Source organism: Acinetobacter calcoaceticus, from assembly GCF_016508255.1.
Classification (GTDB): Bacteria; Pseudomonadota; Gammaproteobacteria; order Pseudomonadales; family Moraxellaceae; genus Acinetobacter; species Acinetobacter calcoaceticus_E.
In genome coordinates, this window is sequence record NZ_JADVKT010000003.1 from 185851 (window position 1) to 207542 (window position 21692).

At 39.1% G+C, this 21692-nt stretch carries 28 protein-coding genes; 11 read left to right on the plus strand and 17 right to left on the minus strand.

The window, feature by feature from the left end; genetic code table 11:
* The first annotated feature begins 60 nt into the window (after nt 1-60).
* The 4 genes from I5515_RS08505 (at nt 61) to I5515_RS08520 (ending at nt 1648) form a co-directional block, all read left to right on the plus strand.
* Nucleotides 61-300, plus strand: coding sequence for an RNA recognition motif domain-containing protein (locus I5515_RS08505; protein ID WP_003654760.1), 240 nt, complete (start codon nt 61-63; stop codon nt 298-300).
* 9 nt (nt 301-309) lie between these two features.
* Nucleotides 310-672, plus strand: a complete 363-nt coding sequence (locus I5515_RS08510) for an ASCH domain-containing protein (protein WP_199965790.1) — start codon at nt 310-312, stop codon at nt 670-672.
* 81 nt (nt 673-753) lie between these two features.
* Nucleotides 754-1257, plus strand: a complete 504-nt coding sequence (locus tag I5515_RS08515; protein WP_199965792.1) for a DUF6586 family protein — start codon at nt 754-756, stop codon at nt 1255-1257.
* Between the two features lie 112 nt (nt 1258-1369).
* On the plus strand, nt 1370-1648 hold the full coding sequence (locus I5515_RS08520; protein ID WP_174740215.1) for a hypothetical protein: 279 nt from the start codon (nt 1370-1372) through the stop codon (nt 1646-1648).
* Nucleotides 1649-1684: 36 nt separating this feature from the next.
* Here I5515_RS08520 and I5515_RS08525 read toward each other — a convergent pair whose 3' ends face one another.
* The 4 genes from I5515_RS08525 to I5515_RS08540 form a co-directional block, all read right to left on the minus strand.
* Nucleotides 1685-3394 (minus strand): cation:proton antiporter, encoded by a 1710-nt coding sequence (locus I5515_RS08525; RefSeq protein WP_199965794.1) that lies wholly within the window; start codon nt 3392-3394, stop codon nt 1685-1687.
* Nucleotides 3395-3545: 151 nt separating this feature from the next.
* Nucleotides 3546-3701 carry a 50S ribosomal protein L33 gene (gene rpmG, locus I5515_RS08530; RefSeq protein WP_003654787.1) on the minus strand — a complete coding sequence of 52 codons (156 nt, stop codon included), beginning with the start codon at nt 3699-3701 and terminating at the stop codon, nt 3546-3548.
* A 12-nt stretch (nt 3702-3713) separates the two neighbouring features.
* Nucleotides 3714-3950 (minus strand): 50S ribosomal protein L28, encoded by a 237-nt coding sequence (rpmB, locus tag I5515_RS08535; RefSeq protein WP_000048256.1) that lies wholly within the window; start codon nt 3948-3950, stop codon nt 3714-3716.
* Nucleotides 3951-4117: 167 nt separating this feature from the next.
* Nucleotides 4118-5566: a coniferyl aldehyde dehydrogenase gene (locus I5515_RS08540; protein WP_199965796.1), complete on the minus strand. Its 1449-nt coding sequence runs from the start codon at nt 5564-5566 to the stop codon at nt 4118-4120.
* A 112-nt stretch (nt 5567-5678) separates the two neighbouring features.
* Between I5515_RS08540 and I5515_RS08545 the strand changes: the two genes are divergently transcribed.
* From I5515_RS08545 to I5515_RS08565, 5 genes are all read left to right on the plus strand, one after another.
* The gene (locus I5515_RS08545; RefSeq protein ID WP_199965799.1) at nt 5679-6371 is read left to right on the plus strand and encodes a TetR/AcrR family transcriptional regulator; all 693 of its coding nucleotides are present in this window, start codon (nt 5679-5681) and stop codon (nt 6369-6371) included.
* A gap of 75 nt (nt 6372-6446) precedes the next feature.
* Nucleotides 6447-7310, plus strand: coding sequence for a formyltetrahydrofolate deformylase (purU, locus tag I5515_RS08550; RefSeq protein WP_004641036.1), 864 nt, complete (start codon nt 6447-6449; stop codon nt 7308-7310).
* Between the two features lie 379 nt (nt 7311-7689).
* The gene (locus I5515_RS08555) at nt 7690-8445 is read left to right on the plus strand and encodes an energy transducer TonB (protein WP_199965801.1); all 756 of its coding nucleotides are present in this window, start codon (nt 7690-7692) and stop codon (nt 8443-8445) included.
* 43 nt (nt 8446-8488) lie between these two features.
* On the plus strand, nt 8489-9109 hold the full coding sequence (locus tag I5515_RS08560; RefSeq protein ID WP_199965803.1) for a MotA/TolQ/ExbB proton channel family protein: 621 nt from the start codon (nt 8489-8491) through the stop codon (nt 9107-9109).
* The gene (locus tag I5515_RS08565; RefSeq protein WP_199965805.1) at nt 9109-9513 is read left to right on the plus strand and encodes an ExbD/TolR family protein; all 405 of its coding nucleotides are present in this window, start codon (nt 9109-9111) and stop codon (nt 9511-9513) included. Before I5515_RS08560 ends, I5515_RS08565 begins: the two co-directional genes overlap by 1 nt.
* Nucleotides 9514-9570: 57 nt before the next feature.
* Here I5515_RS08565 and msrA read toward each other — a convergent pair whose 3' ends face one another.
* The 8 genes from msrA to lgt all read right to left on the minus strand — a co-directional run bounded on the left by msrA (nt 9571) and on the right by lgt (nt 15143).
* On the minus strand, nt 9571-10095 hold the full coding sequence (gene msrA, locus I5515_RS08570) for a peptide-methionine (S)-S-oxide reductase MsrA (RefSeq protein WP_199965807.1): 525 nt from the start codon (nt 10093-10095) through the stop codon (nt 9571-9573).
* A 135-nt stretch (nt 10096-10230) separates the two neighbouring features.
* Nucleotides 10231-10731 carry an SRPBCC family protein gene (locus I5515_RS08575; RefSeq protein WP_199965809.1) on the minus strand — a complete coding sequence of 167 codons (501 nt, stop codon included), beginning with the start codon at nt 10729-10731 and terminating at the stop codon, nt 10231-10233.
* A gap of 148 nt (nt 10732-10879) precedes the next feature.
* Nucleotides 10880-11935 carry a DUF4105 domain-containing protein gene (locus tag I5515_RS08580; RefSeq protein ID WP_199965811.1) on the minus strand — a complete coding sequence of 352 codons (1056 nt, stop codon included), beginning with the start codon at nt 11933-11935 and terminating at the stop codon, nt 10880-10882.
* A gap of 14 nt (nt 11936-11949) precedes the next feature.
* Nucleotides 11950-12459, minus strand: a complete 510-nt coding sequence (locus I5515_RS08585) for a dihydrofolate reductase (RefSeq protein ID WP_199965813.1) — start codon at nt 12457-12459, stop codon at nt 11950-11952.
* A 44-nt stretch (nt 12460-12503) separates the two neighbouring features.
* A complete protein-coding gene (gene thyA / locus I5515_RS08590; protein ID WP_199965815.1) occupies nt 12504-13346 on the minus strand; it encodes a thymidylate synthase in 843 nt (280 codons plus the stop codon).
* Nucleotides 13347-13513: 167 nt separating this feature from the next.
* Nucleotides 13514-13879, minus strand: a complete 366-nt coding sequence (locus I5515_RS08595) for a hypothetical protein (protein ID WP_199965817.1) — start codon at nt 13877-13879, stop codon at nt 13514-13516.
* 10 nt (nt 13880-13889) lie between these two features.
* Nucleotides 13890-14249 carry a hypothetical protein gene (locus I5515_RS08600; RefSeq protein WP_199965819.1) on the minus strand — a complete coding sequence of 120 codons (360 nt, stop codon included), beginning with the start codon at nt 14247-14249 and terminating at the stop codon, nt 13890-13892.
* A 75-nt stretch (nt 14250-14324) separates the two neighbouring features.
* Nucleotides 14325-15143 carry a prolipoprotein diacylglyceryl transferase gene (gene lgt, locus I5515_RS08605; RefSeq protein WP_199965821.1) on the minus strand — a complete coding sequence of 273 codons (819 nt, stop codon included), beginning with the start codon at nt 15141-15143 and terminating at the stop codon, nt 14325-14327.
* A 93-nt stretch (nt 15144-15236) separates the two neighbouring features.
* Between lgt and I5515_RS08610 the strand changes: the two genes are divergently transcribed.
* A complete protein-coding gene (locus tag I5515_RS08610) occupies nt 15237-16031 on the plus strand; it encodes an NRDE family protein (RefSeq protein WP_199966071.1) in 795 nt (264 codons plus the stop codon).
* 55 nt (nt 16032-16086) lie between these two features.
* Here the strand turns inward: I5515_RS08610 and I5515_RS08615 are convergent, their stop codons facing one another.
* From I5515_RS08615 to I5515_RS08630, 4 genes are all read right to left on the minus strand, one after another.
* Entirely contained in the window at nt 16087-18072 is a 1986-nt protein-coding gene (locus tag I5515_RS08615) for a PhoX family protein (RefSeq protein ID WP_199965823.1), read from the minus strand.
* 178 nt (nt 18073-18250) lie between these two features.
* Nucleotides 18251-19021 carry a twin-arginine translocase subunit TatC gene (tatC, locus tag I5515_RS08620; RefSeq protein ID WP_199965825.1) on the minus strand — a complete coding sequence of 257 codons (771 nt, stop codon included), beginning with the start codon at nt 19019-19021 and terminating at the stop codon, nt 18251-18253.
* Nucleotides 19018-19455 carry a Sec-independent protein translocase protein TatB gene (tatB, locus tag I5515_RS08625; protein ID WP_199965827.1) on the minus strand — a complete coding sequence of 146 codons (438 nt, stop codon included), beginning with the start codon at nt 19453-19455 and terminating at the stop codon, nt 19018-19020. The genes tatC and tatB overlap by 4 nt, the downstream gene beginning before the upstream one ends.
* 12 nt (nt 19456-19467) lie before the next feature.
* Entirely contained in the window at nt 19468-19686 is a 219-nt protein-coding gene (locus I5515_RS08630) for a Sec-independent protein translocase subunit TatA (protein ID WP_004794775.1), read from the minus strand.
* A 253-nt stretch (nt 19687-19939) separates the two neighbouring features.
* Between I5515_RS08630 and I5515_RS08635 the strand changes: the two genes are divergently transcribed.
* Nucleotides 19940-20815 carry an AEC family transporter gene (locus I5515_RS08635; RefSeq protein WP_199965829.1) on the plus strand — a complete coding sequence of 292 codons (876 nt, stop codon included), beginning with the start codon at nt 19940-19942 and terminating at the stop codon, nt 20813-20815.
* A gap of 194 nt (nt 20816-21009) precedes the next feature.
* Here the strand turns inward: I5515_RS08635 and rdgB are convergent, their stop codons facing one another.
* Nucleotides 21010-21636: an RdgB/HAM1 family non-canonical purine NTP pyrophosphatase gene (gene rdgB, locus I5515_RS08640; RefSeq protein ID WP_199965831.1), complete on the minus strand. Its 627-nt coding sequence runs from the start codon at nt 21634-21636 to the stop codon at nt 21010-21012.
* Between the last annotated feature and the right edge of the window lie 56 nt (nt 21637-21692).

Here is a 21692-nt window from a genome sequence, read left to right on the forward strand (position 1 = left end):
GACACTGTGATTACTTAAATATATTGGCTGCTCCCTTTAATTGCCAATTAAGGTTAGAAAATGAAGATATTAGTTCGTAATTTAGATCGTGCTGTGAGTGAAACTGAAATTTTAGAGTTATTCAAAGCATTTGGTAAAGTTGAGACGTGTGTTCTTGTTACTGATAAAGACACAGGTAAATCGAAAGGTTTTGGTTTTGTTGAAATGCCTAACCCACGTGAAGCAATTAAGGCAATTAAAGGCTTAAACCTGCTTAAAGTTAAAGGCAATGGAATTCGCGTTAAAGCAGCTGAAGAATAAGTCTTCAGTGTGAAAAGACAGTTTTTAGCTCTTTCGATTGTCGCGCCAAATGGTACTCGTATCGCTGAAGGTATAAAAACACTTGAAGTGCGTTCATGGGTACCTACAAAACTGCCAATCAAAGATCTATTAATTGTCGAGAACCAAAATTTTTTGGTCAAAGATACTGATCAAGAAGAAGGAGTTGCTGTCGCATTAGTCGATATTGACTCTATTCATGCTTGGCGAAATGATGAAATTGAGCCAGCATGTGCAACTGCTTGGGACGAAGGATATTTTGCTTGGGTTTTAAGCAATGTTCGTCCTATAAAGCAGCCACTAAAAGTTTTAGCGAAACGTAAAATTTATCAAGTTGAGCTGGATTTACCATAAATAACGTTGATTTTATTAATGGAGTCGTTAAGCTAAAGAATAGCTGTTGCAATAGCGATTTTAGAACAGGAAAGTTTAGTTATGTCACGTGTTGCTCGTTATCATGCCGATCGTACCAATCAGAAGCTCTATTTTGCGCGCTTAGCTTGTCAACAGGCAGAACAGACCGATCATGTGCAGCAGATACAAGCTTACCGTGAAGCAGCTGTATTTCATTTGCATGGTGCAATGCTTGCTTTCTTACAAGAGTTGGTACGTTATTACCGTTTAAATGAATTGCAACCTACCTTAAAATCTATTGAGGAGCATATGGCGGCAAAAGGACAAGTTTCTCCTGAAGTATCCATTTTGCAACAATTGGCTAAAGATGGTTTCGTTGCAGAGTTAAAACGAGCATATCGTATGTGCCAATATGCCCCAGAACCGACAGAGCCGACCCCAGAAGAAGAGACATCTTCTAATCTGATTATTAAAGTGACTCAAGGCCCTCAATCTTGGTTGCCAGACGTTAAAATTTTGCGTGAATGGCATCGAGAATTAAGTCATTTAATTGATGGTTTTCGCAATGAAATGGTCGAGTTCTAAAATTAAACTGCCTGAATGCTTGAAATTTAGTTCGGGTGTGCCTATATAAATAAGACAAGAGAAGCAAAGTGCAAGGGTGCTTTGCCACCATGTTGAAACATGGAGGAAGTATATGTCTATACAGCAATTGAAAGAGTTATTTGGAAATCAAGAAGCCGTGTTGGAATTAGTCCAACTCGAAGGTGGTGAACTCGCCTTGCGTAATGCTGGTTCTGAGAAAGAACCCTTGGTTAAAATTCAATTTAGCGATGAAGTAAAAGCAATCTTGGGTGAGCAAACTCCAGTTGTTGCTCAGCATATGATTCAGGCTGCACTGTTTGGACTGCTGGAAAAGCAGGTCAACGAATGGCAGGCTGAGGTATTAGACGAACAGCCTAAATTCTTGAGTTAAAAAAAGCGTACTCTTAAGTACGCTTTTTATATAGGGTTAATGAATAGTTGACTGATGGGCAAGCTCGATCTGATTTAATATATGATGGCTCATATTCTTTGCCATTTCCTCTTTGGCATAGAACACCTCACCAATATTCTCGTCTCGGATAATAGCCGCTTCTTCTTTACTTTCTGCGCAAATTAATACCTGAATTTGAGGATTTAATTGCTTAGCAATCGCCACAATACGGTGAATATCTAAAATATCCATAGGTGAGATCACCAAGAGTCTTGCATGCATGATATGTGCTTGAATTAAAACACTTGGTTCGGTTGCAACACCACTCACAGCAGCAATATTCGACTGGCGTAGTTTTTCTACGATTTCACGATTCTCTTCGGCAATAACGACTTTAATATTCTCATTAATTAAATTTTCAGTAATACGTCGTCCCACACCGCCATATCCAACAATGACAACTTGATCACGTAAGTAAGCTTGATCAACTTCATCGGGTAACATTGCTAATGGGTCACCACTACGCTCAAGAAGCCGGGCTAAATGAGAACGCTCACGAATCCAGCGTTGTACAGGCTCAATGGCTGAAAATATAAAAGAATTGAGCGTAATTGAAAATAAAGCACCAGCTAGAATCAGATTTTGTGCTTCTAGCGTTAATAAGCCTAAAGATACGCCTAATGTTGCCAAGATAAACGAGAATTCGCCAATTTGGGCCAAACTCGCACCAACTGTGAGGGCTGTATTAAGTGGGTAGCGAAAGAATAAAACCAAAGCCATTGCGGCAAGAGTTTTACCTATCATGATAATTGCAATGACTGCCAGAATATGTAGCGGACGTTCAACAAGAATATGTGGGTCAAACAGCATACCCACAGAGACAAAGAATAAAATCGAGAAAATTTCACGTAGGGGGAGAGTTTCTTCTTCAGCACGATGGCTAAAGTCTGACTCTTTAACAACCATTCCCGCAAAGAATGCCCCTAATGCCATAGAAACCCCAAAGATCGCATAAGAACCATAGGCGATTGAAACAGCAGCAGCTACGACAGTAAGCGTGAATAGCTCTCTTGAACCTAAACGTGCAACAAATTGCATAATAATAGGAACAACGCGTTTACCTACAATAAGCATAAAGGCAATGAAGCCAACGACTTTCAATAAAGTCAGCCCAAGGGTTAACCAAATATTGCCATTGGCACCTTCCGGTGCTTTTCCGCCGAGTAAAACTGCTGTAGCTGGAAGGAGTACTAAAACAAGTACCATTACTAAGTCTTCAACTAACAGCCAACCCACAGCAATTTTACCGTTGACTGAATCTAAAAGACCTCGGTCTCCTAAAGCTTTTAATAAAACAACTGTACTCGCACACGATAGACTTAAGCCAAAAACGAGTGCAGAGCCAAAGCTCCATCCCCATAGCATGGATACGCCAATGCCCAGTAGGGTAGCAACTGCAATCTGTAAAATTGCACCGGGTACGGCAATACGACGAACAAGTAGTAAGTCATTTAATGAAAAGTGCATCCCGACACCAAACATCAGGAACATTACTCCGAGTTCTGCAAGCTGGTTAGCAAGATGAATATCTGCTTCAATGCCCGGGGTATTTGGGCTAATAATAATTCCGGCAATTAAATAGCCGATAAGAGGGGGGAGTCGTAATCGGGCTGCAATATAGCCAAAAAAGAGGGCAACTCCGAAACCAACAGCAAGTAAAATAATTAAATCTACGTCATGCGGCACTAAAAACTCCTTTTACGTGAGTTAGGCTAAAGACAAGCATAAAAAATGCCAAGGCGAAATATGGAGAAAGTTTAACAAAAAAAAGCTAGGTATAAAAAAAATGCAAAAAAAAACGACCCCATTGTGAAGTCGTTTTTTTTCGAGGCTAAAATTATTTGATTTTAGCTTCTTTGAAAATCACGTGTTGACGGATTTTTGGATCAAATTTTTTGATTTCCATTTTTTCCGGCATAGTACGTTTGTTTTTAGTCGTGGTATAGAAATAACCTGTACCAGCTGTAGAAACGAGACGAATCTTATCACGCATTGTTCAGACTCCTTAGATCTTTTGACCTTGAGCACGAAGGTCTGCAACAACCTTTTCGATACCCAATTTGTCAATAATACGCATACCTTTAGTGGTTAAACGAAGACGTACAAAACGTTTTTCGCTTTCTAACCAGAAACGGTGGTGGTGCAGGTTCGGCTCGAACCGGCGCTTGGTTTTGTTGTTGGCGTGTGAGACGTTGTTACCAACGACTGGACGCTTGCCGGTAACTTGGCAAACCTTAGACATGGTGTAACTCCATTGATTCAGCCAACAGCAAATCTGTGGCCAGTCATACTAAATGTAAACGGATGAATTCATTCAAGGGGCGTTTTATACCAAAAATACGATTAAAAGACAAGCGGAATTGGTAAAAACGAGGCATGATTTAGTATAACAGATCATGCCTTGATCAGTTAGCGCAACAAGGTTTTCGAAATGAAACGATGAATGGGCTTATTGAACGGTGGAAGAATGTATTTAAGGCTATAAAGTTTTGGATTAGACATCACTGAACGTTCATGAGAAAGGCTAAAAAAGCCCTCTGGTCCGTGATATTTACCCATACCTGATGCACCAATTCCCCCAAACGGTAAATCATCCTGAGCCACATGGGTAATCACCATGTTGATTCCGAAATGTCCTGAGTGGGTGTGCTGTGCAATATAGTCAGCACGCGCTTGATCATAGTCAAAATAATACATTGCTAAAGGACGTGGACGACTATTAATGAATTCGACGACTTCTTCTATTTGGTCATATTCTAAAATGGGTAGGATAGGACCAAAAATTTCATTTTGCATAATATCCATTGCAGTCGTTACGCCTGTAACTAAAGTCGGTGCAATTTTGCGGACATCCTCTAAAATTTCATTTTGAGGATTAATTTCAATAATACGAGCACCTTGATCGCGGGCATTTTCAAGGTAGCCCTGAATACGGTTATATTGCTTGTCATTAATAATAGAAGTGTAATCTTGATTGGTGCGGAAATGCGGATACATACCAGCGACAATCAATTTAAAGTTTTCGATGAACTCGGCAGTTTTTCCGCGGGGTAAGAAAATATGGTCAGGTGCAACACAAGTTTGTCCTGCATTCCATAATTTACCTACAGCAATACGTTGAGCTACATCTTTCATATCTATAGATGCATGTACAAGGGCAGGAGATTTTCCACCTAACTCAAGAATAACCGGAACCAGATTTTGAGCTGCGGCTGCCATGACGGTTTTACCAACCGAAGTTGAGCCAGTAAAGATCATTTTGTCAAAAGGCAAATGACTAAAAGTATCTGAAATCACGCCACCACCATTAACCACGGCAACTAATTCTTGTGGAAAGGCTTCTGCTAATGCACTTTCAAGAACTCGCCCAAAATTGGGAGAGGCACTAGAAATTTTGATCATGGCATGGTTGCCCGCTGCCAGCGCACAGATTAATGGCCCAACGGAAAGAAGTAATGGGTAGTTCCATGGTGTAATAATACCAATTACACCCATAGGTTGATATTGTACCCAACCTTTTGCTGGTTGATGTAATACACTGATATGGCGTTTTGAAGGTTTCATCCACGCTGTCAAATGTTTACTGTAATATTTGATTTGTTCCAAACTGGTGAGTAACTCACCAATTTTTGTTTCCATAACTGCACGATTACCATAATCAAGGTTAATTGCGTCGGCAATCTGATCTTGATATTTTACCAAGACTCTTTTAAGACGAGCTAAACGATCAATACGCTCTTTAGCAGTGGGTACCGGATGACGTAAATAAGCAACCTTTTGTTGTTCAAGCAAATCATGTAAATGCTTAACATCATAAGGAAGCTGAGTCTCTGGATTTGTTTTTGTTTGAATGTTCATCGGTACTTACCAAATACATTGATATGTTTATTTTTTAGAGTAAATACTCTAAATAGTCAAGTCAGTTTATGTGTTCAAGTCTTAACCATTTGAATTATTAAAGGTTATTAAAATGTCTCAACCTAAAGCTCTGAAGACAAAAGACCGGATTTTACAAATCAGTTTGCAGCTTTTTAACGAACGAGGTGAACGGTCGGTTACAACCAATCATATTGCTGCGGAGTTAGGCATCAGTCCCGGAAACTTGTATTATCATTTTCGGAATAAGCATGAAATCATTAAGGAGTTAATGTATCAATATCAGGCCGAGACTTTGGAATTGCTTTCTTTACCTGACGATAGACCATTAACGACCAATGATAAAATCAACTATTTTCAAGTGCTCAGTGGCCAGTTGTGGAGCTACCGTTTTATTCATCGTGATGTGTATCATTTAGTTGAAAGTAACGAAGACTTTAAAAAGATTTATCCGCGTTTTGCTGGGCAGGTCATGCAGCAGGGGCAAAAGATTTATCAGGCTTTTGTAGATGCAGGTCTTATGAAAATGACGGCATCGGAAATTGAGGCACTCATTATTAACCTCTGGATTGTATTAACAAACTGGACAAATTTTTTATATATGTCTGGCCATATTAGTGACAATAACCATTTAGAAGAAAAATGGGTTTGGCAAGCATTACGCCAAATGGTTTTCCTTGAAGGCCCTTATCTTATGGGGGAAAGCCGAGCAACTTATGAGCAGTTACTTGAGTCTCTTGGCCCTTCAGATCTATTTGCCAGCTTGTCATCGTTAAAAGACGAATAGTTGTGCTTGTTTATTTAGGGCGCTAGAATACTCGGCCTATTAAAAGATTTGTCTCAATTAAGTGATATTAACCAAATGAATATGACCACTGCCAATACAGCCCGTTTACTGATTACTTGTGAAGACAAGCCAGGGATCGTACAAGCGGTATCGAGCTTTTTGTATCATCAAGGTGCAAACATTACCGCGCTTGATCAGTATGCGACGGAAGCTCAGGGCGGACGTTATTTCATGCGGGTTGAATTTGAGCTTGACCATTTACAGTCACGTAAAGATGCTTTAATTCAGACTTTTGCTGCGAATGTTGCTGAGCGTTATAGCATGCAATGGCGTCTTGCTTTCGTAGGCGACGTTAAAAAAGTTGGTATTTTAGTTTCTAAAGTTGACCATGCATTGCTTGAGTTGTTATGGCGTCATGCACGCGGTTCGTTACCTTGTGAAATTACTCATGTCATTTCAAATCATGAAGATTTACGTGAATCTGTCGAAAACTTCGGTATTCCATTTTCTGTAATTAAAGTTACTAAAGACAATAAAGCTGAAGCTTATGCGCAAATTGATGAAATGATGCAAGGCAATGATTTGCTCGTTCTTGCACGTTACATGCAGATTTTAAGCGAAGATTTTGTTGCGAAATGGGAAATGAAAATCATCAATATTCACCATTCTTTCTTGCCAGCATTTGTGGGTGCAAATCCATATAAGCAAGCTTATGAAAAAGGTGTGAAGTTGATTGGTGCGACAGCTCATTATGTGACTGCTGACCTTGACCAAGGTCCAATTATTGAGCAAGACGTTGAGCGTGTAAGCCATGACTATAATGTTGAGCAATTACGTGAGTTGGGTGAAGATGTAGAGCGTAATGTCTTAGCTCGCGCAGTGAAATGGCATTTAGAAGACCGCATTATTGTAGATGGTAATAAGACGGTTGTTTTTTAAATAACACTTCTTATAAAAAAAGCACGCTTCTTGCGTGTTTTTTTATATCCAAAACATATTGAAATAATATAACATATCAATATTGAGTGGATTTATGTAGGATTGAACTGGTTCATGGTACAAATAGCTAAACTATTTAAGTTTGACTAAACAAATTGTGAACAGAGGATATCTATTGGTGTAACTATGATAGAACGAAAGCAAAGACGCTCAGCTGGTACCAGTACCTAACGCAGAGTAAATGTTTTTCTCAAAAAATAGTTGCAAATGAAAACACTTCTCATTTATTATTGTGGCACTTTATTGTTCTATCCGATGTTTGAAATCGTTTCTATAAATAGAAATTTGAAATCATCATCCATTAGGTAATTAGATTCTTATGAGTCAATCTTCCGCAGCCTTAAACTCTCCCAATCCGATGAAAAAGAAAGTCATCACGGCACTAATTGCGGTTGCAATTGGTCATATCGGGGTCTTATGGGCAGTCAGCCATATTAAGCCTGCTGAATTAAAGCCAATTGATAAGAAACCTTTACAAGTCCGCTTCGTTAAAATTCAAGAGCAACCAAAGCCTTTACCACCGAAACCAAAAGAACCGCCTAAAAAGCCGGAACCTAAAAAAGAAGTGAAAGAGGTTAAAGTTGTTGAAAAACCTGTAACACCACCGAAACCAGTGGAAAAAATCCAGCAGGTGAAAAAGGCTGAAACTCCTAAACAAGCAGTAAAGACAGAACCAAAAGTTGAACCCAAAATAGTCACTCCAAGGACTACAGTGACTGAAAAAGTCGTTGAAAAACCAAAACCAGTAGTACAAGAAGCACCCAAAGCTCAACCTGCTCCAGATCCATCACCGAAACGAGTTTCAATTGGTGGTTCGGGTGTGCAATGGAGCCGCTCACCACGTTTAACTGTTTCTTCAAAAGATTTACAAGGCGAAGCACGTTCTGTCATGGTACTGATTGAAGCCGATGAAAAGGGCAAGATTATCAATGTACGCGTGACGAGAAGTAGTGGCATTTCAAGTCTAGATGACAAAGTTGTCCGTGCTGTTCGCGGTGCGAAATTTAAACCTTATATGGAAAATGGGGTTGCTTACCCAATTAAAGCTGAGCAACCCTTTGATTTAACCCCTTAAATGAATTTGAGTCCCAACGGCTAACCTTAATCAGGAGTTCAATATGAACTTTTCAATCTATTGGCAACATGCAGATGCAGTGAGTAAAACCCTGTATTTCATCTTATTGGCAATGTCGATTGCTACTTGGACAGTTTTCATCTTGCGTTTGATGGGGACTCGCCAATTAAAACAACAAGCTTATGCTCAACTTTCAAAGGCTATTACTTCGCTAAAAGCAAAGTTACAACCTTTGACTTTTGAACAGCGTAAAGCGGTTGCAGAACAGGCTCTACTTCGTCAAATTTCTGCTGAAAAAGTCAATGCTGAAAAAGGTATTTCTGTTTTAGGAACAATTGCTTCAATCGCACCATTCGTTGGTTTGTTTGGTACGGTATGGGGTATTTTCCATGCACTTGTTGCAGTCGGTAAAAGTGGACAAGCAGGTTTGGCTCAAGTGGCTACACCAGTAGGTGAAGCGCTTATTATGACGGGTCTTGGTCTTGCAGTTGCGATTCCTGCTGTATTGGCTTATAACATCTGTGTACGTGCTAACCGTGGTCTTGCTCATGACTTACAAGATCAAGCACACAGTTTGTTAATCGACACCATGTTGCAGCAAGACTCAACTGTAAAGTCTGATGTTAAAACTGCAGAGCAAAGTTATGTTGGAGGTCAAGCTTAATGGCTTTTCAATTGGGTGAAGACCACGATAGTGGCATAAATGAGATGAACCTCATTCCGCTAATCGACATTATGTTGGTGTTAATGATCATCTTTTTGGTCACAGCAACAGTTGCCAACCCATCGATTCCATTAACGCTTCCTAAAACAACTGCTGAAATTATTGATCCACCACCAAAAGCTATTACGATTAGTATTAATGCAAATGGTGAAGTGGCTTGGGATACTCAAGTAATTAGCCTTGATGAGCTTCAAAAACGTTTTAAAGAAGCAGGTCAAGGTGATGTTAAACCAACAGTTCAGCTTCGTGCAGATAAAGAGTCGAAGTACGATACTGTTGCACAGGTAATGTCTCGCGCCAGTGAAGCCGGACTGAGCGATATTGCCTTTGTAAGTGAAAACTAAAATTTAGTTCACTCAATAAAAAAGCAACCTCATTGGTTGCTTTTTTATTGCTTTAATTTATTGATCTTTCATGAGGTGTTGGAATTTACTATATAACTTGAGCAGCTTAGGTGGAATCGCAAAGTTGCAATAACCTTGTGAAGGATTTTTTGCATAGTAATTTTGATGATATTCTTCGGCTGGATAGAACGTCGGGACAGGAGACAGTTCAGTCACAATATCAAGATCATCATCTTTTAGCGTTTGAATCGTATGTTCTGCTACTTGCTTTTGCTCTTCATTATAATAGTAAATAACAGAGCGGTATTGCGTGCCGATATCATTACCTTGGCGATTTAAAGTCGTTGGATCATGAGTCGCAAAGAACACATCGAGTAACTGGGAGTAGGTCACTTGCTCTTCATCAAAATCTACCAAGATAACCTCAGCATGCTGAGTATCTCCTTGGCACACTTGCTCGTAGGTTGGATGAGTTGTATGCCCACCCGCATAACCACTTGTTACTTTTTCTACACCACGAATCTGTAAAAAAACGGCTTCGACGCACCAAAAGCAGCCGCCGCCAAATAAGGCCTGTTGCATTGTTTTTTCCTCTATTTCCTGCCTATTACAATAGGGGTTATGTATTTAAAATACAAAATAAAGCATGTATAAAAAAGTAAAGAAAAAGAGAGTAACTTATTCAGTTTTCGATATCCACTAACAGATCTTCTATATTTAAAGGCTTTTTAGATAAGCTTCTAAGTTGGAGAATGTTCCATTAAATCCTTGTACCATTCCATCGCGAGCAGAATCAAAAGTTGAGTTCCCAACATCGTCAGAGTTCCACGGTTGCCAAGTAATTGTGACTTTTGTTTTTATATTATCAATATCTTCAAAAGTTGTGGTGGCTAACATTTCTAATGGCCATGTCGGTGACATGGGGTGTCGTGTGTTATTACCGTCTTTGTCTGAGAAAGATTGAATAAACGTTAATCGCTCATTGGGTACAATCTCACGAAACACCTGCTTTCCCCACATTTGTGTTCCATCGGGTCCTTCTAACCCATAGTGATAAGTGCCACCAACTCTAAAATCCATTGAAGTGTGGATGACTTTGAAATTTTTTGGACTCATCCAATTTTGTAAGTGATTAATATCAGTATGTACCCTGAATACAAGATCACGAGGTGCATTAAATACTCTAGAAATACTAAATGGTGTAATTGTTTCTTTCATGATTATTTTCCTTTAGTTAGAAAATTGGTTAATTCTAAATTTGAAGAAGTTATGGAATTACTTGGTAATTCTTGCAGATAGTTTTCAAGGCGATTAAAGCGATCTGCTGATATTTGGCGAAATGAGTCTGTAAAATATCAAACAGACTCTAGTCAGCTTTGGGTAAGCCTTGTCGAATGATTTGAGAGAAATGTTCGCCACTCTGATCTGAAAGTTGTTCAAAATGCTCAGTACGTGGGTTGATATGCGCAATTTGGTACCATTGATCTAAACTAATATTTTGATTCAGCGCTTTAAGATCATATAAATAATTAGGTAAATAACCAGAGGCAATTAAACGATAATCTTTAGGAAGCTGATAGGGGTTAATCGCTTGAACCATATCAAAAATCAAGGTTGTACAGTTACTTGTGAGAGTGTTGTACCACTTAGGTTCTGCACGAAGTTCATCTGATTTTTTTAGATATTGTAAAAATAAAGCTTTTTGTTCAGACCGAGGCATATTGATAGGAAAATTATAAACTTGCTCTTTGCGGACGTTACTGCGCGTATAGACAATATCTTTTTCATCAGAAGCAATTAAGCTAAGTTCATATTTTCTAAAAAAGCCACCGATTGCAGAAAACTCTTCGTTTTTTTCTTTTCGAATCTCAATGGAGAACACTAAAGGTTGTTGATGGACAAATTCGAAGCTTACCAGCGTATGAGCAATTTGTGGCCCCATCCAGTAAGAAGTAATGATATTTATTCCATTTAACTGGTTGAGATCAAAAGTTCGAGTTTCCCAGCGTACATCATAAGTTCCATCAGGATGCCAGTTAAAATTACGAACATTATGCAGAGTGATTACATCACCGTGCTTTTCGTAGCTCAGCATATTGGCAACTTCAGGATTCCAGTCACGGTCTTGGCGTGCAGTAATAGAGAAATACCAAATAAGAGAGCAGGCAAACGCTAAGAGATAGATCAAGATGTCCGTACGGCGGCTAATAATATGTCCGTTGACATATAAGCCAGCCATACTCAATGCAAAGGCAACCCAGATACCGATGAGTATACGGCTGCCTAACCAGCCAAAAGGTTGTTGAACCCAGAGTGCTATGCAGACCCAAATGCTAGAAAACACAATAAACAGCGTGAATAGACTATGTAAAAGCCCAAAAAGTAGAGCAGTAATAAATTCACGTGTTCCGATATTGTGCATAGGCATCCATAGAATTATTTTTTATATGTTGCAAATTCGAATGAAGTTCCTGATTTTTCATCAACTTGCTGCTCACTCGCAGTTTTATGAAATTCACTCGGTATTGTCGGATAATGTGCATCACCTTGCACATCTAAGTCAACATGAGTGAGTTCAAGTCGGTCTGCAATTGACAAAGTTTGTGTGAATATCTCACCGCCACCAATAATGAACAATGCTTGTTTTTCAGTGTTTTTGACATCTTCTAAAGCTGCATTTAAAGCATCTTCAATCGAATGAGCAACTTTAACGCCATCAAATTGCCAGTTAATGTCACGGGTAATGACCCAATTTACACGGTTGGGTAGAGCACGCCCCATAGACTCAAGGGTTTTGCGACCCATGACGACTACACCACCTTGTGTAATTTCTTTAAAATGTTTTAGATCGGCAGAAATATGCCACGGCAACGCATTGCCTTTACCAATACAGTGATTTTTGTCCATTGCAACAACGTGGACAATTTCTACATTTTGCCATGCCATAATCTTTTTCTCTAAACCTTAATTTGATGAAATTTAAGCCGTTGTTATACTGCAACAGGTGCTTTAATTGCAGGATGTGACTCATAACCTGCAATTTCAATATCTTCAAATTTGAAATCAAATAAATCTTTTACTTCTGGATTCAGCTTCAATTGGCATAGCGGTAATGGCTCACGCGTCAATTGAAGTTTTGCTTGTTCGAAGTGGTTAACATAAAGATGTGTATCACCACCTGTCCAGACAAAATCACCTACACCTAAGTCACACACTTGAGCAATCATATGAGTGAGTAGAGCATAGCTGGCAATGTTAAAAGGTACGCCTAAAAACACATCTGCACTACGTTGATAAAGCTGGCATGACAATTTGTTATCTTGTACGAAAAATTGGAAGAGCGTGTGACAAGGTGGTAACGCCACTTGTCCAGCTTCATTTGGATTCCAGCCAGAAATAATTAAGCGACGAGAGTTTGGATTGGTTTTGATTTCATTAATTAACCATTTAATCTGGTCAAAACCATCTTGGTTATAAGTTCCGTCAGCATTTTTGGTTGCCCCGAAATTACGCCATTGATGACCATAAACAGGCCCAAGCTCATGTTCTGGACGGCCAAAACGGGCAGTTTGTTCTGCTGTTGCCCATTCATCCCAAATTGAAACTTTATTGTCTTTTAAATATTGAACGTTAGTGTCACCTTTTAAAAACCACAGTAACTCAATCACGATAGAACGGAAGTGAACTTTTTTCGTGGTGAGTAACGGAAATCCTTTAGAGAGATCGAAACGCATTTGATGACCAAATACAGAACGGGTTCCTGTGCCTGTACGGTCGCCTTTGTCACCGCCATTATCAAGGATATGTTGTAGAAGGTCTAAATATGCACGCATAACACTCTCGAGTTCGGATTAATTTCCATAAAATAAAGGGGGAGATAGCTCAGACGATAAATAATGAATCAATTGAACTGCTTCATCATGAACCACTGAAGATGATACCTGTTGTAGCCCAAGATGAAAATCTAAAAATGGTTCTATGATATTTTTGATTAACGTATTTAGGTAAATCGTTTAGCCCGATTTTGATAAATCGAAACCAGAAAAAAGCCGACCAATACAAATCCTATGGCTTGTATCGCTACTATCCAGTTATGTTGAGGGAGAAGTAACCACATTAAAATAATCATAATAATGAGTGGATAAATTCTAAGCAAAAAATGGAAGCTAGATTTATATGCGCTGTTATCTGGAAATTTTGTTTGTAAATATTGCCCGAAATGCAAGCTAAACCCAAATACGAGACTGAGTATGGTATAGGTCGGTGGTAAAGGCTGAATTTGATTGGCTGCATAAATGGCAGCACAAACGCTAATAATGACAATAAGTTTAATTTGACGTGAAGCGTTATACCAATAAGCCAACATGAAACTAAACCTATTTCTTAAGAAGTGATTGAGGTGAAAAAATAAAAACTGCTAAAGCCATAAAGGCGATTCCCTGAACACCCCAGATGAGTAAGTTAGGTAAAGCTTTAACAAAAATCAGCGCGAATAAAAGCGCGATAGGTACCCAGGTCAGTAGACGATAAAGTAAACCAGTCGGATTTTTTTGAGCAAAATGTAATTTAAAGTAGCGACATATTAAAAAAATAACACCAGTTCCAGTGAACATTAAAATTGTATCTAAGGGCAAAGGTTGGTACTGATATAGCGCAATACAAATGGCCAAAGTAATAATTAAAATAATTAATTTTTTAAATGTCGGGACTTGTGTGTCAAACCAGAATTCCAGCATGGCATATCTTCATTTTTGGGAGAGTAAAAACTGTAGCATAAAAAAGAGGAGCCGAAACTCCTCTGATTTATAATGTTAAGAGTTCTTTTGTGGGCCCCAATCGAAAATTTTCTTTTGGTAGGCATACCACATCATCCAAAGACCAATGAGCAACATTGGAACTGTGAGAATTTGTCCCTTGGTCATCCAGCCAAACAGAATAAAGCCTTGGTCGGCATCAGGTTGACGGAAGAATTCCATCACAAAGCGGGCAACGCCATATCCCATTAAGAATAGGGCTGAAACGGCCATGCGTGGACGCGGTTTTGAACTAAACCACCACAAGATAATGAATAAGAGTAAACCTTCACAAATAGCTTGATAGATTTGTGATGGATGACGAACTAGGTGCAATGGATCGGTTGGGAAGACCATACCAAATGGATAATTCGGATCTGTTACCGCACGACCATATAATTCTCCACCAATGAAATTACCGAAGCGACCAAACATTAAGCCTGTTGGTACACATGGGGCAATAAAGTCGAGGGTTTGGAACCATGTTTTTTGGTATTTTTTACACCAGAATAGCATTGCAACCATGACGCCTATAAAGCCGCCGTGGAAACTCATACCACCTGTCCAGACTTGAAATAACCAAATCGGATTTTCAAGGAATTTATCAAATTCATAGAAAAAGACATAGCCGATACGACCGCCCAGAACGACACCTAGAGCACCGTAAAACACCAGATCGGAAACCATGTCTGATGTCCAGCCATCACGCTGTTTGGCACGGTATGAGGCAAGTCCCCAAGCACATAAAAATGCTAATAAATACATGAGTCCATACCAATGGACTTGAAGAGGTCCCAGATGTATTGCGACCGGATCGATATTAGGATAGGTCAGCATTGCTGCTCCTTGATCTTACGTTTCGACAGATTGTAGCGGAATGATGTGAAAAATGTTGTACATTCAATGTGTAAAGATAGGGAACAAGAAAAGATGTGTATTGTGGCTTTAGCATGGCATGTTCTGGATGATATGCCCTTGTGTCTTATGTCAAATCGGGATGAGTTCTATCATCGGCCAACCGCATTGTTGCATCCGTGGGTACATACACCCATTGTTGCAGGGCAAGACTTACAGTCAGGTGGTACATGGATGGGGGTTACACCTCAGGGACGTTGGGCTGTTTTGACCAATTTTCGTGATGGACGGGATCAAAAGTCATATGAAACTTCTCGGGGTCATTTGGTTCAGGCTTTTTTAGAATCTGATTTATTGCCTATTCGTTTTGCACAGCAATTAGAACAGCAACAACAAAACTTTGCCGGTTTTAATTTGTTTATGGGAAATGCTGATCAGGCTGTCTATATGAGTAACCGAGGTGAAGCTCCTCAAGTATTAGCCAATGGGGTATATGTGGTTTCCAATGGCCTGATGTCTGATCATTGGGAAAAAACCAAACATTTGCGAACACGATTTACTCAAGAGTTTCTGCCTATGCTTCAACACCAGACAGAAGAGTTAGCCTTGCAACATGCTGCATGGGATATTCTGGAGGATGAGCGTAAGGTCACAACAGCATTATTACCAAATACTGGCATTCAAACAGAAATGGAAGAGTTGTTGTCATCAACCTTTATTCAAAGCCCAGTGTATGGAACACGCTGTTCAAATTTTTTAAGAATGACCAATAGTGAATGGCTTTGGTTGGAAAAGACCCAACAAGGTGAGCATAGCGGTCAAATTGTACAGCAACAGGTACCTTTAACCGATAGAGATAAATTAACTTGAAATAGAATAAAAGAAACCTGCATAAAGCAGGTTTCTTTTATTGTGATCTGAAAAATTATTTCTTCACAACAGATGGCGCTACAGGGTCTGCCGTAATATAACCAACAGCTGCTGCAAAACGGTCTTTGAAGTTTGCACGAACAAGAGGATCAAGCGTCGCTTTTACTTTATCGTGTAATGGAGTTTCCCAATCACCAGGGTGCTGGAAGTTACTCATAATATAAGTCCAACCATTCACCGCATCTACAGCATGTAGACCTGTTGATTCAGCACCAGCGGGTGTTGATAAGATACGGCTTAATTGTTTGGTATCTACGTTGTATGCCCATAAGAAGTTATTTACGTGCATACCACTATCTTCACCAATAAACAGAGTACGTAAGTTTTCAGAGAACTTAAGGTTATCTGGATTGGCAACTTTATCTGCATTTGCAGTATTACCTAAAGCATCAGCAGTTGTTAGGTCTTCACCTACTAAAGCTGCCGGTGGCTCCATATGAGTCGATACCCATTCACTGTTAATGAGCTGGCCGTTGTTATCAACTTGGCTGCCTTTTAACGTATGTGCATAAACTGCCCCAGCTTTTGGACCTTGTACTTGAATATCAGTTGTTTTATCAACCATCGAAGTCTGGATGTAAGACATCGCAGAGTAAGCGATTTTGTCTTTGATATTTACAGTTGTGCCTTCCATCTTGGTAAAGCCCATACTTGCACCAACCAAGGCTGCATAACGATGCGTTTCTAAGAAAGCCGCTTCACGTTCTTTACCAGATACGAGTTTTACCCAGTTATCTTTACCGCTATAACGGATTTTGGTATAGCTTGCATCTTTAGGATCAGAAGTTTTTACATCCATCAGGTCTGAAATCTTATATTGATCAGCCCAACTTTTTACTTCGGCACTTGTTGCATGTCCAAGGTTAATCCAAGAAATATCACCCGCACCAGCACCTACGCCTGAGGTTTGTTTCCATTTAGCGACATATAATGTACCTGCAGATAAATCTTTTTCTTTATCTGCAACAAACATGAATAAACCGCCATTGGTTGCATCATCACCCATTAAAGCGGTGCGATTATCTGGCATCACTTGAATAAGTTCGTGAGAGATACGACCTAAACAGTAATGTTTTTTGATTGAACCGGTACCATCTGTATTTACAGTCACTTCTGGTAAATGACCGTAGTGGTAAGGATTACCTTTGCTGCTATCGCCGAATAAGTTTTTGCTAAATACTGGTAAGTAGCTTCCAGCAACATTGTTTGCGTCTGGTTCATATTCTTCACTAGAAAGGTGAGTTCCCCATGGAGATAAACTTGCACCACAAGTGATCCATAGACCGTTTACTTTAGAAGTATCGACATTATGGTATTTAATAAGTGTTAAATGACCAGTTTTAGGGTCTTGGTCTAAAGTTAAAATCGCAATTGGAGATGGTAGTAATCCATACATAGATATCAAACTTTGGTCACGAGTCGTATATTCAAACTGCACTACGTGAAAAACTGGACTACCCGTAACACCTAAAGCTTGTTTGTCTGCATCGGTAAAGTCACGACCTGTTGCTTGTTTAAAGCTAATTAAAGAGCTTCCATCTGGACAGTCAGAGAAGAATTGGCGTTCTTGACCAGGTTTTGATTTATCAATAATTGGCTGATTATTAATATCAACATAACCACCTGCTAAAATTTTCCCACCTTTACCGTCTGCAACAAGGTCTCCTGTTGTAAAAAATGGCTTATACGCTAATGTATAGTCAGTTTTTGAACCATCTTCCCAGTTAATTGAAAGGGTTGAGCCGACAGTTGTGGTTGCCATTGCTGCTGGGTTAGCTAAAGATGGTGCAGCCATTGAGGTAAAAGTTGCAGTTTTAAAGTTAACGGTTGGTGGTGGAGTAACAACGTTCGAATCGTTATTGCTATCATTACAGCCTGCTAACGTGGCTGCCGTAGCCATCGCACCTAATGGAAGAAAAGGGATCCCCGTAAACCATTTTAAAATATCGCGACGTGTTGGGTGGCTAGAAGCATTTGTCATAATAAATCCATAACTTTTGTGGGTATATTTGTTGAATTGATTCTATGGATTGGGAATGACACTTTTCTTACAATTTTAAGTCACTTTGAAGACAGTTTATCGTTTGTTTAATTAAAGGAAGATTCAAAAATAAAAAGCCCAAATATCAAATTGGGGCTTTTCAGATAAAAGTTTTAATTTATTCAGTAGTCTGGCTTTTTCTTTTTTCAAGTATTTTGCCAAAAAGCAAGCCTATTTCGAAAAGTAACCACATTGGGATAGCTAACATCACCATTGAAATAGCATCTGGTGGGGTCAAAAACATGGCTACAAAAAAACATCCCACAATAATAAAACGTCTTTTTTCAGCTAAGCTTTTTGTATTCACTACACCAATTAAAATAAGGAGTAGAGTTGCGATTGGAATTTCAAATGTGACACCAAAAACTAAAAATAACTTTAAGCAAAAGCTTAGATAGCTATTAATATCCGTCATGGGTGCGACGGTTTCAGGCGATACGCTAATAAAGAAATGTAAAATTGCAGGAAGTGTAATGTAGTATGCAAAAGCAACGCCTGCATAGAATAAAACAATACTGCCAACGAGTAAGGGAAGCGCTAAATGACGTTCTTTTTGATACAACGCTGGGCGCACAAAGGTCCATATTTCATACAAAATAAATGGCATTGCTAATACGAGTGCGACAAATAAATTGAGCTTAAACGGTGCCATGAATGTTGCGGTTACGTCTGTTGCAATCATTGAAGATGATGCAGGGAGCTGTAACCTTAAAGGTTCAGATAATAATTGGTAAGTGTTATTTCGAAAGGGCAATAAACAAAAGAATAAAAATAATGTTACCCCGACAATTCTAAATAAATGACGCCTTAAAACGACCAAATGGTTCATAATTGGCATCTGATCTAAATTTTCCTGCGTATTTACAGTAGTTGAAGGCAGTTGGTTCATACGGCAATCTTCAATTTAACAGTAGGTGTTTCTGACGTGTCGGTTTGAGTTGCCAAAGATCTAAATTTGGCAAGAAAAGGCACTTCATAATGACCAGATACAGGGGTATACATCCGAGTGGGCTGAGGCATAGCTTCTATGACTTCAGCTTTTTCTGAGTTTTCGGATGTATTCTGTTTTTGTATTTTTTCAAGCTGTTGTTGTACTTTGCGTTCTAGTGCTTCAATGCGGTTGAGTTCTTCTTGCATTTCTTTTCGAAACTCAGAGAGACGTAACTCTTGATCAATCTCATTTTGCAAATTGGTAATATAACGTTTTAGGCGAACATACCAGCGACCTGCAAAACGTGCAGCTTCCGGAAGTTTATCTGGTCCTAAAACTAAAATTGCAATAATTGCAAAACAGAGTAACTCTGTCATTCCTACATCAAGCATGGTGGAAAACCTTTAGCTTTTCACTGATGTGCTGTCAGGAGTTTTGACTTGGGCATCAATTGTACGTGGAGTATTAAGAGCAGCAGTTTCGTCTTCTTCACGAACCGATTTTTTAAAATCTTTTACTGCACCGCCTACATCTTTACCGATATTTTTTAATTTAGATGTACCGAACAATAAAATAACGACAATTGCAAAAATAACGACATGCCAAATAGATAAACCAGCCATGATCTTATACCTCTTTTCAGTTTGTTTTATATCAACAGGTTGCCATGACAAGAATGTGACATTTATATGTCATTTTTAAGACAACGAGGCATAGTCAAAATATAAAAAGAGTATTCCTATAAAATTTATTTCTTATTTTTTCTTTAGTGAAAGACTTGAAAGAGAAAGTTTAAATTACTTGAAATGGGAAGTACATTTCACCTTGAAAAGGTGTAGCATAACAGGCTGGTTTTAATGGGGAAAAGGAGAGAACGTGGCATTATTGCTCCCAATATTGGCATTTATTACAGGTCTTTTACTTGCCCAAACTTCTATTTCAGAAACTGTAAAACCTATCCTTTCAGCTTGGCTAGCACGTCTACTCATTCCCGTTGTTATTATTTACAACATAGTATTTTATCAACCCGGTAGTTTAAGTTTAATGCTGTTTAGCTTCGGTTCAGCATTTATTATTTTCTTTGCCTATCTGGCTTTATTTAAAGATCGATTATTAGCGCTCTGTGTGAGCTATACCAATATAGGTTGGTTAGGCTTTCCTTTTGCCATCGCATTATTTGGTCCTAAAGCAACTGCACCGATTGTGGCTTTATATATTGGTATGTCACTTTTTGGAAATGCTTGGGCAGTAACTGCTGTAACTACCACACCGCAAAGTAAGCTGAATATATTAAAAAAGGTTTTGACTTCTCCACCTTGTATTTCAATATTTTGTGCGCTTGTACTCAGATTTTTAGGTGCTCAACATATTGAACATCCAGCAATACATTGGGTTTATGAAGTTGCGAAGTTCGCAATGACTTTTGCAGGTATGTGTGTGCTTGGAATGTGGTTACGTCACACCAGAGTTCATGTTAAAAATTTAATCTATAGTACAAAAGCACAAGCATTTAAAGTGGCCTGTGGGATTATGCTTTGTGGACTGAGCTATAAATTTTTACCTATTCCAAATATCTCTCAGCAAATCGGTGTCATGTTTTTAATGTTTTGTTTGCCACCTGCCGCCAATATTGTAGCGCTAGAGACACATTATCAAGGAACGGGTAGATCTGCGGCTTATATCGCCTCAGGGACGATTGTGAGTTGTGTGTGTATTGCGATTTATGCTGTGTGTTTACACTTGTTCGTCTAATCTTTATTTAATTCTAAGTTTCCTGCACTCGCTGGTGCGAAGGCGGCATGGATGCCGCCAGTTAGACTGTGGCACAAGGAAGTGCCATCAGTCTAACAAAAGATTTTTGCTTACTTTTCATTTTTGAAAAGTAAGATTTGCCTATACAAAGTTTAATATGTTTTAACGCTGCATATTGTGGCCATGTGATCAGCTTACTTTTGCAAACTCTCTCTAAATAACTGCATCGCTTGTCCACGATGACTAATCTTATTTTTGTCTTCTTTAGACAGCTCTGCGCTAGAAACTTGTAACTCTGGTAACCAGAACAGTGGGTCATAGCCGAAGCCATTTGCACCACGTGCAGCTTCTAAAATTTCGCCATGCCAAATGCCTTGGAAAATTTGTGGTAGAGGATCATCGGCATGAGTCACTAAAGCAAGTACACAAACAAACATGCCTTCAATCACTTCACCATCTTTACGAAATGGCAGAAGATCATTGAGTAATTTTGCATTATTCGCTGCATCATCACCGTGCTCTCCAGCATAGCGTGCTGAATAGATGCCAGGTGCGCCGCCTAATACAGGAACACAGATACCTGAGTCATCAGCCATCGCTGGTTTACCTGAAATTTTAGAAGCATGGCGGGCTTTAATAATGGCATTTTCAACAAAGCTTAAACCATCTTCAACTGCATCAGGAATATTAAGCTGACCTTGAGGAATGATTTCTACAGGTAATTTGAGTTGTTCAAAAAGTTTTTCAAACTCTGCGACTTTACCTTTGTTGTTACTGGCAAGCACTAAACTGCCATGATCAAACCAATGTGGGGTAGACATAAGATAACCAAACTTTATAACCAATATTGAACGTGAGTTATGTTACGTGTTTTTGG